This is a genomic window from Candidatus Manganitrophus noduliformans, from assembly GCF_012184425.1.
Classification (GTDB): Bacteria; Nitrospirota; Nitrospiria; order SBBL01; family Manganitrophaceae; genus Manganitrophus; species Manganitrophus noduliformans.
Genome location: NZ_VTOW01000002.1, coordinates 200,781 through 216,376 on the forward strand (window position 1 = coordinate 200,781; position 15,596 = coordinate 216,376).

Annotated in this window: 11 protein-coding genes; all 11 read right to left on the reverse strand. The window is 57.9% G+C overall.

Annotation, left to right across the window (positions count from 1 at the left end; genetic code table 11):
* Position 1: 1 nt before the first annotated feature.
* Entirely contained in the window at positions 2–1,300 is a 1,299-nt protein-coding gene (locus tag MNODULE_RS10365) for a carboxylesterase family protein (RefSeq protein ID WP_168059469.1), read from the reverse strand.
* Complete coding sequence (ribD, locus tag MNODULE_RS10370; protein WP_168059471.1) at positions 1,297–2,418, reverse strand: bifunctional diaminohydroxyphosphoribosylaminopyrimidine deaminase/5-amino-6-(5-phosphoribosylamino)uracil reductase RibD; 1,122 nt, start codon at positions 2,416–2,418, stop codon at positions 1,297–1,299. Before ribD ends, MNODULE_RS10365 begins: the two co-directional genes overlap by 4 nt.
* Positions 2,419–2,532: 114 nt before the next feature.
* Complete coding sequence (locus MNODULE_RS10375) at positions 2,533–2,898, reverse strand: hypothetical protein (protein ID WP_168059473.1); 366 nt, start codon at positions 2,896–2,898, stop codon at positions 2,533–2,535.
* Between the two features lie 73 nt (positions 2,899–2,971).
* The gene (gene ppdK / locus MNODULE_RS10380; RefSeq protein ID WP_168059475.1) at positions 2,972–5,641 is read right to left on the reverse strand and encodes a pyruvate, phosphate dikinase; all 2,670 of its coding nucleotides are present in this window, start codon (positions 5,639–5,641) and stop codon (positions 2,972–2,974) included.
* A gap of 68 nt (positions 5,642–5,709) precedes the next feature.
* Positions 5,710–6,144 carry a hypothetical protein gene (locus MNODULE_RS10385; protein ID WP_168059477.1) on the reverse strand — a complete coding sequence of 145 codons (435 nt, stop codon included), beginning with the start codon at positions 6,142–6,144 and terminating at the stop codon, positions 5,710–5,712.
* A complete protein-coding gene (glyS, locus tag MNODULE_RS10390) occupies positions 6,141–8,330 on the reverse strand; it encodes a glycine--tRNA ligase subunit beta (protein WP_168059479.1) in 2,190 nt (729 codons plus the stop codon). Before glyS ends, MNODULE_RS10385 begins: the two co-directional genes overlap by 4 nt.
* Complete coding sequence (locus tag MNODULE_RS10395) at positions 8,320–9,204, reverse strand: glycine--tRNA ligase subunit alpha (protein WP_168061097.1); 885 nt, start codon at positions 9,202–9,204, stop codon at positions 8,320–8,322. Before MNODULE_RS10395 ends, glyS begins: the two co-directional genes overlap by 11 nt.
* Positions 9,205–9,342: 138 nt before the next feature.
* Positions 9,343–9,828: a poly-beta-1,6-N-acetyl-D-glucosamine biosynthesis protein PgaD gene (gene pgaD / locus MNODULE_RS10400; RefSeq protein WP_168059481.1), complete on the reverse strand. Its 486-nt coding sequence runs from the start codon at positions 9,826–9,828 to the stop codon at positions 9,343–9,345.
* Complete coding sequence (pgaC, locus tag MNODULE_RS10405) at positions 9,825–11,090, reverse strand: poly-beta-1,6-N-acetyl-D-glucosamine synthase (protein ID WP_168059483.1); 1,266 nt, start codon at positions 11,088–11,090, stop codon at positions 9,825–9,827. The genes pgaD and pgaC overlap by 4 nt, the downstream gene beginning before the upstream one ends.
* A gap of 6 nt (positions 11,091–11,096) precedes the next feature.
* A complete protein-coding gene (gene pgaB, locus MNODULE_RS10410; protein ID WP_168059485.1) occupies positions 11,097–13,046 on the reverse strand; it encodes a poly-beta-1,6-N-acetyl-D-glucosamine N-deacetylase PgaB in 1,950 nt (649 codons plus the stop codon).
* A gap of 2 nt (positions 13,047–13,048) precedes the next feature.
* On the reverse strand, positions 13,049–15,382 hold the full coding sequence (gene pgaA / locus MNODULE_RS10415; RefSeq protein WP_168059487.1) for a poly-beta-1,6 N-acetyl-D-glucosamine export porin PgaA: 2,334 nt from the start codon (positions 15,380–15,382) through the stop codon (positions 13,049–13,051).
* Between the last annotated feature and the right edge of the window lie 214 nt (positions 15,383–15,596).

Consider the following 15,596-nt stretch of genomic DNA (forward strand, 5'->3'; position numbering starts at 1 on the left):
GTCACTTTGTTTTTAAGTTAATCGTCACCGACGCCGAATAAAGCGCTCCTCGGTCCTCTCTTCGCTTCGCCTCCTTCAGGAGAGGAACGATCCCCTCCGAGAGCCGTCCCTCGAAGCTTTTTTGGCCGTTGGTATACACCGTCACCGGTTTTGAAAAATCAATCAACGCGCGGTTGAAAAAAAGGGTGTACTTTTCAACCCGCTCGGTTTGGACATCAATCCGGTTTTCCTTCACCTCGGCGGTCAAAGAAGGGAAAGCCCCCTGCTTCACCCGATCCGCCTCCTCCGCGTCGAAAATCGATCCAAAAACGCTGGCGACCTCCCCCTCGGCCTGATTGATCTCGGTCCAATAAAAGGGCTGTAAGTGTTCCGAATCTCGGATGGAGACAACTCGGGCCGGATAAGGCTCCCGGTGTTGTCCGTCGAACCATGCCACTAACTCCGGCAATTCCTCCCTGGGAAAAAAGTGGCCTCCCGCCATCGGATGAAGGCGGTCGTGCTCGCGATAGGTATAAGGAATCTCCTGCTCTTTGAGATATTCGCTGATTTTCCGGGAGAGGATCACCGGCATCACCTCATCCTGCGCCCCATGGACGATGTAAATCCCGGTGGAGGAAAAATTCCGAAGAAAGGGAAAAATCTCGTCGGGAATGCCGGCGGCCATCGGGGAGATCGCGGCAAAACGATCGGCGTGGAACATTCCGATGAGGTAAGTCCCGATCCCCCCGTTCGACATGCCGGTAAGGTAAACCCGATCGGGATCGATGCGGTACTTCGATCGAACGTCGTCGATCACCGCCGTCACCAGCGCCTCCCCTCCCGGGGTCCACCAGGCCCCCCCCATCATCGTCGGACAGGCCAGGACCGTTTTCTCCCCCAGGCGGGCCTGCCACCGCTCAAGATAGCTGTCTCCCGTGAAACCGGCCCCATGCAGACAGACGATCAGCGGGTAGGCGACGGCCGGATCGTAGCTCTCCGGAACATAAAGGGCATAATCGGCCGGCTCCCCTTCGATCTCAAGCTCCAGATGCAACGGCCCGACCCTCGGCTCCAGCGGATAGATGCCGTTTTGAATCGCCTGCTCGATCTGTTCTACGGTCACCCCTTTTTTGTTTTGGATCTCTTTGAGCAGGGCCTCCGATTGATTCGGATCTCCCGAAGCGAGGTATTGTTGGACCAAAGGATGGAGCTCTTCCTGCAGGAGCGCCGGATCGTCTGAAGCAGCGGAGGGAACGTGTCGGCTTGGAGCACATGCGGAGCAGAGGATGAAGAAGAAAATCCAAATTCGAATCGGGTTCATGAACGGCCTCCTCTTTCTTTTTTCTTTAGATAACCCTCAATGCGAAGGTCCCCCCCGCTCTCTTGAACCTGGACACCCTCCAGGAGGAGCGCCTCTCCGAGACTCGGGATCGCCTTTCCGGCGACGGCGCTTCGCGCATCGTCCCCGCAGAGAAGCTTCGGGGCGACATAAAAGATCACTTTGTCGACCACGCCGGATCGAAGCGCCATGCCATTCACCCTTCCCCCTCCTTCGATCAACACGCTGGTAATCCCCGCCTTTCCGAGGCGCTCGAAAATATCGTCGAAGGAGATTTCCCTCTTTGCCTGAGGAAGAAGGGCCACCTGGACCCCCGCCTTCTCCAGTTTTCTAATTTTTTCGACGGAGGCCGAGGAGGTCGTGATGAGGAAGGTCGGCGCCTCTGAAAGGGAGGAGACCAGTTTGGCTTTCAGCGGGATCTTGAGATCGGGATCGATGACAATCCGAATCGGGTTTCTCCTCCCCGGCCGGCGCGCCGTCAGCATCGGATCATCGGCCAGAACGGTCCCGATCCCCACCAGGACCGCGTCGACCTCGGAACGGAGGTGATGGACCTCTAATCGCGCCGCCTCTCCAGTAATCCAACGGGAGGATCCCTTCGCCGTCGCAATCCGGCCGTCGAGGGTCATTGCGACTTTGAGGATCACAAACGGTTTCCCGGTCGTGATGTATTTGAGGAAGACCTCGTTTAGCCGCTCCGCCGCTTCACGGAGAACTCCCTCCGTCACCTCCACTCCCGCCTTCCGGAGTTGCTCCAGTCCTCGTCCGGAGACAAGCGGATTCGGATCGGTCATGGCGGCGACCACCCGGCGGAGGCCGCTTTTTAAAATCGCATCGGTGCAAGGAGGGGTTCGCTTTTCGGTGTGGCAACAGGGCTCGAGATTGGTATAGAGGGTCGCCCCCTTCGCCCGCTTTCCGGCTTGGGTAAGGGCGATCACCTCGGCGTGGGGGGCGCCCGGACCGGGATGGAATCCTTCGCCGACGACGGCGCCATTTTTGACGATCACCGCGCCCACCATCGGATTGGGGGAAGTTTTCCCGCGTCCCTTCCGGGCGAGGCGAAGCGCGCGTTTCATATAATCGACGTCCGTTTTCGGCATGACGCTACTATATAAGCGGGCCTGGTAGGATGTCAAATCAGCGGCAGATTTCTTGAAAAAAGCGCTGCGTTCTTCTATCGTCCCTCACGAGAACCCTGATGAAGGAGCAAACCTCTAATAATCTTCCATCGTCTCTTCCTTGATGATTTTCCCCATCTCATCTTCTCCCTCCCCGAGAAGAACGGCGTGTACTTTCTTCCGAAGCGCCTCTGCTTTGTCCCAACTCTCGGCAAAAAGAATTCCCTCGGTAAAGGAGCCGGCGGGGCCGAGTTTGGCTTCGGGGAAATCGGATTGCATCAGCTCAAGCTGTTCGAGTTTGGAGAATTTGACCCAGACCGCCGGCTTGGCCGGAATTTTCAAGACGGGGTCGGTCTCGATCGGCTCTTTTGCAAAGCGGTACCAAGAGAGACCGAACTCGTGAAGATCCTCCGCTTCATCATCCGGCACAACCTTCACCGCCCAGATGGTCTGGATTTTCATGATCGCTACCCCCAAAAACGTAGGGGCGTATTGCAATACGCCCCTACAAGGAACAACTGGATCTTCTAACAGATCAGACCGTTGCGCGGTGGCCGCCGTCCTTTCCCTTCATCTTTCCCCGGACCATCGCCTGCGCCGCCGCAAGCCGCGCGATCGGCACCCGGAAAGGAGAGCAGCTGACATAGTTCAGGCCGATCCGATGGCAGAATTCCACCGAGCTCGGCTCGCCCCCATGTTCGCCGCAGATTCCGATCTTCATCCCGGGTCGAGCCGATCTCCCCTTCTCCACCCCCATTTTCATGAGGAGACCGACCCCCTCTTGATCGATGGCGACGAAAGGGTCTTGATCCAAAATCCCCTTGTGGACATAGTCCGGCAGGAATCGGCCGGCGTCGTCGCGGGAGAGACCGAAGGTGGTCTGGGTTAAATCGTTGGTTCCGAACGAGAAGAATTCCGCTTCCCGCGCGATCTGATCGGCCACCAGCGCGGCGCGCGGCAGCTCGATCATCGTCCCGATCGTATAGCTGATCTTCTTTTTGTATCGGGCCATGACCTCCTCCGCCGTCCTGACGCAGAGGGCTTTCATCTCCGAGAGCTCTTTAATGTGAGCGACCAGCGGGATCATCACTTCCGGGATCACCTTCAACTTCTCCTGCGCCAACTCGCAGGCCGCTTCGAAGATCGCCTGCGCCTGCATTTCATAGATCTCGGGGAAGGTGATGCCGAGCCGGCAGCCGCGATGGCCGAGCATCGGATTGAATTCATGGAGGCTCCTGTTCTTGGCCCGAAGCAGATCGACGTGAATCCCCATTTCGCGGGAGAGCTCTTCGAGATCTTCTTCCGTCTGCGGCAGAAATTCATGGAGCGGCGGATCCAAGAGGCGGATCGTCACCGGCAGCCCCTTCATCTCGCGGAAGATTCCGATGAAATCCCCCTTCTGCATCGGAAGCAGTTTTGCCAACGCGCGCTTCCGCCCCTCCAGCGTGTCGGCCAGAATCATCTCCCGGACCGCCTTGATCCGGTCCCCCTCGAAGAACATATGCTCCGTCCGGCAAAGCCCGATCCCCTCCGCCCCGAATTCGCGCGCGACGCGGGCGTCGTGCGGGGTGTCTGCGTTCGCCCGGACGTTCAGCTTCCGGGCGGCATCGGCCCATCCCATCAAGGTTTTGAAAGAACCGCTCATCTCCGGCTGGATCAGATCGACCTGGCCGAGGATCACCTCTCCTGTCGAACCGTTGAGGGTGATGTAATCTCCCTCTTTCACCGTCACGTCGCCGACGGTGAAGAACTTTCGCTCTTCATCGATATGTAAAGCCCCGCAGCCGGCGACACAGCACTTTCCCATCCCCCGGGCGACCACCGCGGCATGCGAGGTCATCCCCCCGCGCGCCGTGACGATCCCTTCCGCCGCGTGCATCCCGCCGATATCTTCCGGCGAGGTCTCCGTCCGGACCAGGATCACCCGCTCGTGCCGCTCCGCCATATGCTGCGCCTCTTCCGCGGTGAAGACGACCTTGCCGATCGCCGCCCCCGGAGAGGCCGGAAGTCCCTTGGCGATGATCCGGACCTTCGCCTTCGGATCGATCATCGGATGGAGCAGCTGATCAAGTTGCACAGGGTCGATCCGCAACAATGCCGTCTCTTTGGTGATCAGCTTTTCCTTCGCCATCTCGACCGCGATCCGCATCGCCGCCGCCGCGGTCCGCTTGCCGACCCGCGTCTGAAGCATGTAGAGCTTCCCTTCTTGAATCGTGAACTCGATGTCGAGCATATCCTTGTAATGCTTTTCCAGTTTTTTGTAAACCGCCATGAGATCGCGATACGCTTTCGGCAATTTTTGCTTTAAGGCGTCGATCGGCAGGGGGGTCCGGATGCCGGCGACCACGTCTTCTCCCTGCGCGTTAAAGAGGAACTCCCCGAAGAATCGTCTCTCCCCGGTCGACGGATCGCGGGTAAAGGCGACGCCGGTTCCCGACGTCTCGCCGAGATTTCCGAAGACCATCGCGACAACGCTCACGGCGGTCCCCCAGGTGTCGGGGATGTTGTTCAACCGGCGATAGGTCATGGCCCGTTGGCCGAACCAGGAGTTGAAGACGGCATTGATGCCGAGGCGAAGCTGCTCGATCGGATCTTCCGGAAAATTTCGCCCCGTTTCATTCAGGACGATCTTCTTGTAGGTCTGGACCATCTCCTTGAGCGCCTCGGCCGGAAGATCGGTATCGAGGCGGGCCCGCAGCTGCAACTTCTTCTCTTCGAGGGCCTTCTCGAACTTGTCCCGCTTTACCCCCATGACGACGCTGCCGAACATCGAGATGAACCGGCGGTATGCATCGTAACCGAACCGTTCGTTCTTCGACTTTTCGATGAGGCCGAGGACCGTCTGATCGTTCAGGCCGAGATTCAAGACCGTGTCCATCATCCCCGGCATGGAGGCTTTTGCCCCCGACCGGACGGAGACCAAAAGCGGGCTCTTCGGATCGCCGAAACCGCATCCGATCGATTTCTCGACCCGCTTCAACGCGGCGAGCGCCTCTTCCCACATCCCCTTCGGATAGCTCTTTTTGTTGTCGAAGAATTCAATGCAGGCTTCGGTGGTAATCGTAAATCCGGCGGGGACCGGGATGCCGAGGCGGGTCATCTCCGCCAGGCCGGCGCCCTTTCCCCCCAGGAGATCCTTCATGTCTCCCCGTCCATCCGCTCGGCCGTCGCCGAAGTAATAGACATATTTTTTCTTCGTTGCCATCAAGTTCCTCCGCTCTTTTTCCGAACAGGTTCACCAGTCGAAACAACTTCTCCGATAAATCGCTTTCTTTATCTTAGTGATCTTTTCTTTTGTTCTTCAATCGATTTTAGAGGGATGAGGATGTCGATCCCTCTTTTAAAAGCAAGGGGAACGATGATCAAAGCACGCTCTGTCGGATAAGTTCCGATCGGCTCACCGACATCCCAACGCCGGTTCTGATTGGCATCGACAAACGCCCTTAGAAAATAGGCGCCGGGACCGACCTCCACCTCATAAGGACCGGATTGAGAGAGCGTGATCGAGTAACGCGGCCTCGGTGAAAACCTCGGCAGATCGGATACCTCGACCACAATCGGTCCGCCGGTTCCGATGAAGACCACCTCTCCGCTGATTGTCGCCGCTTCGGTCTGAAGCCCGCCCCCCTCCGCTCGATTCGAGCCGATCATCGAGACGAGAACGACCGCCGCGATCAAAAATCCGAGCGGGATCTGTCCGGATCTCATTTCTGCTCCGGTTTGGGAGAAGATTCCCCTTCCACGATTTTTGAGAAATCACCGAACTCATTGAAGAGGGTCCGGACCCAGGAGAGGAGGCTCAGCCGGTTCTCCCGGATCTCCTCATTGGGGTCCATCACCATCACCCCTTCGAAAAACCGGTTCAGCGGAACGTATAAGGTGGCGAGCATCTCCAGGATCTGCTCGTACCGGCCCTTTGTCCAATAATCGCCGATTCCTTTATTGACCGTATGGATCGCTTCGTGCAGCTCCTTCTCCACATTTTCTTTTAGAAGGGGGACGTTGACCTCGCCCGAAAAGCCTTTCGGGAGGATCCGGATGGCCCGCTTGAAGCTGATCATCAGCGGTCCGAAGAGCGGCTGCGTCGAGAAGCGGACCAACGCCCTCGCGAAATCGACCATGACATGGGGGCGGTCGAGCTTTCGGGCAAGGACCGCGTCGATCAGATCGTAGCGAACCCCTTCGGATTGGAGATAAGAGGCGACCCGCTGCTTCAGGAAGGTGTTCACCTCCTCCGCCACCCGTCCGGCCGAAAACTTCCGCTGACCCTCATAGAGGCGGATCGACTCCGAAATGGCGGCCTGAAGAGAGAGGGGCCGGAGCGGCGAGCCGTCGGCGACCAAAATTTGAATGAGGCCGAGTCCCTGGCGCCGCAAAGCGTAAGGATCTTCCGAGCCGCTGGGGATCAGGCCGACGCCGAAGCAGCCGACAATGGTATCGAGCTTGTCGGCGACCGCCAGAACCTGGCCGATCGGCGTCCGGGGAAGGGCCCCGCCGGAGTAGCGGGGAAGGTAATGCTCCTCGATTGCGACGGCAATGGAGCGACTTTCTCCATCCATCTCGGCATAGATCTTCCCCATCGTTCCTTGAAGCGAGGGAAATTCACGGACGACGCCGGCAACGAGGTCCGCCTTACAAAGCATGGCGGCCTCCTGAACAGCATCTTCTCCGGGAACGTCGACCTGTTTTGCTATAAAACCAGAAAGATGAATCAGTCTCTGCGTCTTCTCATACAATGTGCCTAGTTTTTCTTGGAAGGTGACTCCCGTGAGCCCCTCGACTTTATTTCTTAATGAGCTCTTTCTGTCTTTCTCAAAATAAAATTTCGCATCGACCAGGCGAGCGCGCAATACCCGCTCATTCCCTTTTCGGATTGTTTCAGATTTGGGAGACGGGTTATTCACGATGGTAATGAAGTTTGGAAGGAGCTTGCCGTCGGAAGCTTCGAGGGGAAAATAGCCCTGGTGCTCTTTCATCGGCGCGATGATCACCTCTTTGGGAACCTCTAAGAAGGAAAGATCGAAAGAACCGCAGACCGCTTTCGGATATTCTACCATAAACGCCGCCTGCCAAACGAGCGTTTCATCCTCCTCAATCCGACCTTTTTTCTCGGCGGCGAGATCGGCCATTTCTTGGACGATCAGATCATATCGTTCTTTGGGGTCGATCAGGACGGACGCCTTGCGAATTTTCTTCCGGTAGTCGGAAAAGTCGGCCACCCGAAACGGCCCCGGGGAGAGGATCCGGTGGCCGTAGGAAATCCGATCGGTCTTCACCCCCGCGTAGGAGAACGGAACGACCTCTCCGCCATAAAGCGCCACGATCCAGCGGATCGGTCGGACGAAGGCAACCCCTTCACCGTTCCAGCGCATCGACCGGGGAAAATCGAGCGAGGAGAAAATTTCAGGAAGGATTTTTTTAAGCAGGACCACGGTCGCCTCCCCCCGCACCTCTCGCTCGACGAAGAGGTATTCCCCCTTCTCGGTCTGCCGGACTTTGAGATCGGAGACGGCCACCCCCTGCGATTTTGCAAAGCCGAGCGCCGCGGAGGTGGGATTCCCTTGCGGATCAAACCCGACCTTTTTTGCCGGTCCGGAGACTGTCTCGATTCTCGTCTCTTGTTGGGGGGCCAGTTGCGAAAGATAGAGGATCAGACGCCGCGGGGTTCCATACACCTGGGGGGGATCGAAAGGAATCCCAAGCGGGGCCAATCGCGCCGCGGTCTCCTCCCGAAGCTGCTGAAGGGCAGCGGCCATGATATTTGAAGGGATCTCTTCGACCCCGATTTCGACCAGCAGCTCCTGCGAAGATTTTTCCTTCGGCTTCGCGGTGGTCGTTCTCCCTTTTTTTGTCGCCCCGGCGCCGGTTCCTTTTTTGGAAGTGCTACGAGGCATTTTTCTTGTCCTTTAGGAGAGGAAATCCGGCTTCCTGACGCTGCTTCAGGTATCCCTCGGCGCAGAGACGGGCCAGCCCGCGCACCCGGGCGATGTAGCTCGTCCGCTCCGTCACCGAGATCGCCCCGCGCGCATCGAGAAGGTTAAAGAGGTGGGAGCTCTTGATGCAATAGTCGTATGCGGGGAGGATCAGTCCCTTCGAGATCAAGGCGCGCGACTCTTCCTCGGCGCGCTGGAAGGCCGCCTTGAGGTGTTCCGTATTTGCCTCCTCGAAATTAAACCGGGAAAATTGGACCTCTCCCTCGTGATGGACCTGTCCGTAGGAGACCGTGTCGTTCCAGGCCAGGTCATAGACATTATCGACCTGCTGAAGATACATCGCCACCCGCTCCAAGCCATAAGTGATTTCGACTGAAACCGGATCGAGCGGAATCCCGCCGATCTCCTGGAAATAGGTGAACTGGGTAATCTCCATCCCGTCGAGGCGGACCTCCCAGCCGAGCCCCCACGCCCCGAGCGTCGGCGACTCCCAATCGTCTTGGACGAATCGGATGTCGTGCTCCTCCATCCGGAGGCCGAAGGAGGAGAGGCTCTTCAGATAAAGATCTTGGATATTCGCCGGCGCCGGCTTCAGGATCACCTGATACTGGTAGTAATGTTGAAGCCGGTTCGGGTTTTCCCCGTAGCGGCCGTCGGTGGGCCGGCGGGAGGCCTGTACATAGGCGGCGTTCCACGGCTCCGGGCCGAGGGCGCGAAGAAAGGTCGCCGGATGGAAGGTCCCGGCGCCGACCTCGTTATCGTACGACTGAAGAATCAAGCAGCCCTGTTCGGCCCAGTATTGATGGAGGGATAAAAAAAGCGCTTGAAAGGTCAAGGGCTTGCGGAGAGAGGGCTCGGCGGCTTTCTTTCGGGGGGCAACAGCTTTCAAGAAAAATCTCCATCTTCACTTCGAAAAAGACTGAAACCAAAGTAGCAAAGCCTGCGGGGAGTTGTCAAGAAAATCGGGCGGAATTTATCCCTCGCCACGCCCCAGGGGGCTTTTATCCGATGAATCAGACAAATGAACATCGACGCGGTCGATCGCCCCCTCCTCATTGTGATGGATGGTCAGCCGTTTTGCCCTGTGCCATTGGTTGAGTTGATCGACCTCCACGGCAAATTGGCGCGCAATGTCGGCCGGATCGACCCCGGCCGCGCTCTTGCGGCGTTCCTTTCCTCGGAAACGATAGAGATTGTATCCGGCCCAGCCCAATAACACGGCCGCCATGATCAGAATCGTCACCGCATACCAGCCGACCAATTCAAAAAAGGCGAGGTATCCTTCCTGCAGGATCATCTCCTGGTAGAAAAGATTGATGCCGAGCAGCCATGCCACCAGACTGACCAACGGCAGCCAGAGGTAAAGCCAAAAGACCCAGAAAACAAAGGTGACGAGCGAGTAGGCGTAGCGCTGCCGCAGTGTCTGCAAACGGGGCTCATTAATGATGATCGCGCTCATGGCCGCAACCCCCGGTCGGGACTTTCCCAACGGCCGCGCCGCTCGTGTTTCTTAAAAACAGCCTTGGGAACGGCGACCACGGTGGTAAAGACACTCAACAGCCAGTAGGCCATTGGATACCAGACCATCCAGTAGTACACTTTGCCGATCCCTTTTTCATAACGTGAATCAATGACCAGACTCACTGCAAATTGCACAAGACAGGTGGTGCCGAGCACCACGCCGTGCCAGCCGGGAATCAGTGAAGGGATCTGGAGGATCTCCGGCAATGGGAAAATCCATCGGGCCGCCCAGATGACCGCGACGAGCGCCATGCTGTAGGCCCAGAGGATGCTGACGAAGTATTCCAGACAGACCCCCCACATCCGACGCTTGCGCCAGGAGAACATGTCATTGCCGTATCGTATCAGCGCCTCCATCCCTCCCTGCGCCCAACGCAGGCGCTGGCGCCATAACCCGATGATCGTTTCAGGCATCAGAATCCAGCACAGGGCGTTCGGCTCAAAACGGATATCCCAGTGGTTCATTTGCAGCTTCCAGCTGATGTCGATGTCTTCGGTGACGGTGTCGAGGCTCCAGTAGCCGATCTGCTGCAGGGCGCTTTTGCGAAATCCGGAGACAACCCCCGAGACCGTGAAAACGCGGCCATAAATGCGCTGGGCGCGCTTGATCATCCCGATGATCGCCGAGAACTCGCCGACCTGAATTTTCCCGAGCAGCGTCGATCGCGTCCGGACGCGCGGATTGCCGGTGACCGCGCCGACGCGGGGTCCTTGCAGGAAGTGGCTTATGATCCACGTCGTCGCGTGTTGATCGAGCAGCGCGTCGCCGTCGATGCAGATCAGATATTCGTTTTTGGACATCAGCGCGCCCATCGAGAGGGCCATCGCCTTCCCCTGGTTTTTTGCCAGATGAACGACCCGCAACGGGGGATGACGCTCCGCCAGCGCGTCGAGCATCCGCCCCGTCTGATCGCTGCTGCCGTCGTTGACGGCGATAATCTCAAAAGCAGGGTATTTCTGATTCACCAGAAACTGGATCGTCTCCTCCACGTTTGCGCCTTCGTTGTAGCAGGGAACGATGATGGAGACGGGGGGGTACTCGGGCAAGGCCGGCACATTCTCCACGCGATGTTCCGGACCGGCCTCCCAATGCCTGAAATAAAAGAGGGCCCCGATCATCCAAAGATAGGCCATGAAGAACGGGTAATAAAAAAGAAACTGATAGAGTACTGAAAGAAACTGTGCGAAGAGATCGGCCATTCCTGCCTACTTGTTTGAGTTGGGGCTGAGCGACATCCCGCGTTGTATCTCGGACAACTCCGGATGCCCCTTGATAAAATCGTCCGGATAATAACCGAGATTCAGCGCGCCGTTTCTCCTGAGCAGCTGCATCTGCCGAGCGAGCGTCTTCCCTTCGATCGGCGTTTTGGTTTTCCAGTCGACGCTTTGTAGTTCAAAAACCGTCCGGTCCAGCCCGCCGGGTACGGCGGCGATCCGCCGGACCAGCGCGAGGAGCCACTCGTCCGGATTCTCCGCCCCTTCGAGGTAAGGCATCGCCATCACCGCGGTATAGTCATAACTCGCCAGAAAGGCCGGGAGAGACTGGCCGAACCATTGTTCCCATTCGGGATTCAAAACCACGCCGGCATAGAGATTCCGGGCCGTTTTTATTTCGGGGCGAAACTTTCTGACCCGATCGGCGAGCTCTTTTGTCCAATCGACAAGGAATTCGGTCTTGTGCCGGCTCCATTTGTCGCGAAATTCGGGAGAGCGGCGAATCTCGGCGATGGAATGCGGCAGGCTCCACCGGTCTCTGTAATAAACCAGCGCCCAGGGCCCGGCATCTTCGAAATCGGATAGATAAGCATCATCATGGAAGAGAAGGCCGGAGAAATAAGCCTGCTTGGCCAGATCTTCATAGATCTCTCCAATGGCCTCTCGAACGGCGGGATGGAACGGTGAGAGCCGCGGGTGTCCGGTCGGTCCATGTGACGCTCGGGTGGGCGCTTCCGTTTGTACCGAGAACTTCGAGAGGGGATGATCCTCTTTAAATGTAAATCCAAGCACCGGCATCCAGGCATAGACCTGCACGCCGGCCCGTTTGTGCAATTGCCAGGCAACGCGATTAAAAAGATCGGCGCGAACCGGGAGATGGCGATTCGGAAAGTAGAGCGCCTCCGCACTGCCGTTCCCGTCGGGGTCGGCGAAGGCCTGCAAATAAACGGTATTGATGCCGAGTTGTTTGACCCGGTCGAGTAAAAGACCGAGATTCTGCTCCTGCCGCGCCGGATCTTCATCAAAAATATAGTCGAGATCGACCTGCGCGACCCGGATTCGGCGCGGCGGAACAAAGTGACGCAGGTCTGAAACAAGGTCGGCCAGCGAGGCGTTGTGCATGATGAACACCCGGCGGAGCGCCGAGAGGTCGCTTGCGTCATTCGGTCCGCCGTCGAGCCCCATCGTGATTGTCATGCCGAGCGATCGCGCAATCTCGACCGTTTCCCGGTTGTAGCTGCCGTAAGGCCAGATGACGGCGCGCGGCTTCCGGCCGGTGTGTCGTTCGATCGCCTGAATGCTTTGAGAGAGATCGCGGCGGATCCGTTGTAAATAGGCCTCTGCCGTTTCGTAACGGCCGCTCTCCGCGTCGTATCGGAGCGCCGTGGCCGCCGGCTGATCATTTCCCTGGGGATTGGCAAGAAGGCCTTGGTGCAGGTCATCGCTGTGAGAGGCAACCTCCACCAGACCGGAATCGACCATTTCTTTCACTTGGCTCCAGGAAAGAAAACGTTCCCGCGGCACCTGCTCCTTATCGTAGGCGACCCGCTCGCCGGAACCGGCTTCCATCCACTTCCCGACCACCGCGACGACGGCGGGGTAGTTGAACAACTTGAGGAGAGGGTAGACCCGCGTGTACATGCTTTGATAGCCGTCGTCGAACGTCAGCAACACCGCATTGTCCGGAAGCGGGCGCCGTCCCTCATTCGCCGCCACGACCTCTTCAAGGCTGATCACTTTATAGCCTTGCTCCCGCAGCCAGGAAAAGTGCGCGACGAGGGTCTCGGTCCGGAGGGTGACCACCCCCGGCTCGGCCCCTTCATCCCGAATATCGTGATAAGCAAGAACGGTAAAGCGATTCTCGGCCATGGCCGGTAAAGGGGAAAACCCGATCACCCCGATCATGATGATGAGAAGCGCGAGATCCGCCCATCGGATCATGCTTAAAATCTCCAGTTCAATGTCACATACCAGCGGATCGATGTCTCTGAAACGCCGTCATAAACGGGGCGGAACCGTCCGACCCCATAGAGCAGGTAGAGCCGATCGTTCAGATTCCACTCATGCTCATAAAAAACGCCCCAGGTGCCGTTCGATCCGAAACCGCGCTGCAGGTACGTTCCGACCGTCCCTCCGAGGCGATGTAAAAATGATCGCTGATAACGGCGGAAGACCAGCCACTCGTTGGTCAAGCCGATTTCGGCCGACAGATCGCTGCTCGGATTATAATATGAGGCGTTCTCCAGCGTGTTGTTGGAGCCGTAGAAGCCGAGCCGTCCATCGAGTTTGTAGGTCGGGCGGTTGATCAAACGTTGATATCCGACCAAGGAATAGGAGATCCGGCGGTTGCCGTCGCTGAAATCGAGCCATTGGACTCCGGCCCCGATCGAGCGTGATTCGTGAAATCGATAACCGGCGCTCAGGCCGACCGACCAACCCTTCACCTCTTCGTTGAGGCGGCCCCGCAGCGGCACGTCGTTGCTGTAGGTGTCCAGAGTCGCCCCCCAGGTCCAGAAATCATTCGGCATCCAGGCGGCGCGCAGGCTGAGCCCCAATTCGGTATCGGGCGAAGCGCCGGTCGAAAGCTCCCCCTCGACTTTGATATCCCGCGCGCGATATTCGAGGCCCGCGCCGTAACGCCGGTAGAGGCCGTCCCCTTCCGGAAATTCGGAGCGGCTGTAAAGCCCATGCGCAAAAACGCGATAATTGTAATCGAGGGGACGCGAGTAGAGCAGGAGATCGACCGCGAGATCTTTCGCCCCCTCCTGTGTCCCGCTGTTGTGCCGGCCCGACACCGCCACCCGCAGCTCTCGCATGTTGTGGATGTTCCAACTCCGCCGGAGTCTTTCTACCTGACGATGATCGGGGTAGCGTGTTTCGAGCCCGATGATCCCTTCTTCCGCAGCGCGAAATTCGAAAAGATCGCGCTCCGCTCCGACCTCGCCGATCTGCGCATCAAGCACTTCCGGTTCGATCGACTGGCTCAGATGGAATTCTTCCTCCGCGCGTCTCGGCCATCCCCGCCACAAAAAAACATATCCAAGGTTCGAGTGAAGATAGGGATCGTTCGGTTGCCGCTCCAACAATAATTCAAAACGCCGTTGAGCCTTGGAGAGCTGTCCCGCCCAGGCATACCCCATCGCGGCGACCGATTCGGCGCGCAACTTTCGCGAAGGGTCCTGCTCTTCGGCGGCCACCGTATCGATCAATTTCAGGGCGGAGGAATATTCTCCCGTATCAAAATAGGCGTAAAAAAGGGCGAGCTTGGCGTCAAAATCGTCGGGATTGCGCTCCAGAATCTTCATATAAATATCGCGCGCCTTCTCCGGATCTTGTTCGTGGATGTAGGCATCGGCCGCGGCGCGCAACGCATAGTCGGGAATCTCGATCCCTTCGGCCGACAGCGTCTCATAAAGCGCGATCACCTCTTCCATCCTTTCCCGGTCCCGGAGCGCCGCCATCAGATCGAACCGGGCACGCTGATAGGCCGGCGAGCTCGATTGGCCTCGCCCTTCCAGGCGGCTTAACTGCTCTTGGAGAAGCGGGATGGCGGCGTCGGCCTTTTGAAAGCGGATCGACTGCGCCGCTTGATCGCCGATAATTCTTTCAAACTCTTCATCACTGAGAAGCGCCGGGTTTTCACGCGCCAGGGAGGCGGCCAGGTCATGGGCCCCCAATTGTGCGGCGATCAGGATGCGCTGGCGCCGGGCTTCCCGATGTTCCGGATCCAGATGCAGGATCCGGTGGTACACGGCCAATGCCTCGATGTTTTTTTGATCGAGCCGGTAGGCCTCGGCGAGCGCTTCGAGAATGTCGACTCGTTTTGGATGTTTTTCATCCAAGCGTTGCAGAATCGGGATCGCTTTTTGAGGGGCGCCATTATCCAAATGGGCCCGCGCCAGACCGAGTCCCCCCTCCACCCGCTCGGGCGCTTTTTTCGTCGCCATTTCATAAAAACGGATCGCCAGCGGATAATCCCGGATATTGCGGGCCGATCGGCCGAGGGTCTCCAGAAGATAAGGGGGGGCCGCTGCAAGATCGACGCGCGATCGAAGGGAGAGAACCTCTTGATCCCGTCCCGCCCAGCTGAGCACCGTCATGTAATCGTAGAGGTAGAAAGGCTCTTTCGGAAATTCCTCCGCCAGTTGTCGAAGCATCGGAAGGGCCGCGTCATGTTTTCCGTCGCGGGCCAGTTGCAATGCTTTCTCATAACGGACTTTCGGGGAATCGGCCGCTTCGAGCGGACCGATCAATCCAAACAAACAGAGCAGCATCATCCAGGCAACATTCCAACGACGGGAAGGGAGACGGTGCGCAGGCGCAAAAGTATTTTCGATTCGAGAAAAGAGATCGATCAGAAGAGGCATTCGATTGTCTGGTCCGGGGGTTTCGATGGAGAGGGGCGTAGAGGGGAGAGGTTGCAAAATGTCACGCTTTCGGTTCTCCGGTTTACCTATGAACGTTTAGCCGGAAGTAATATATACCAAAGCA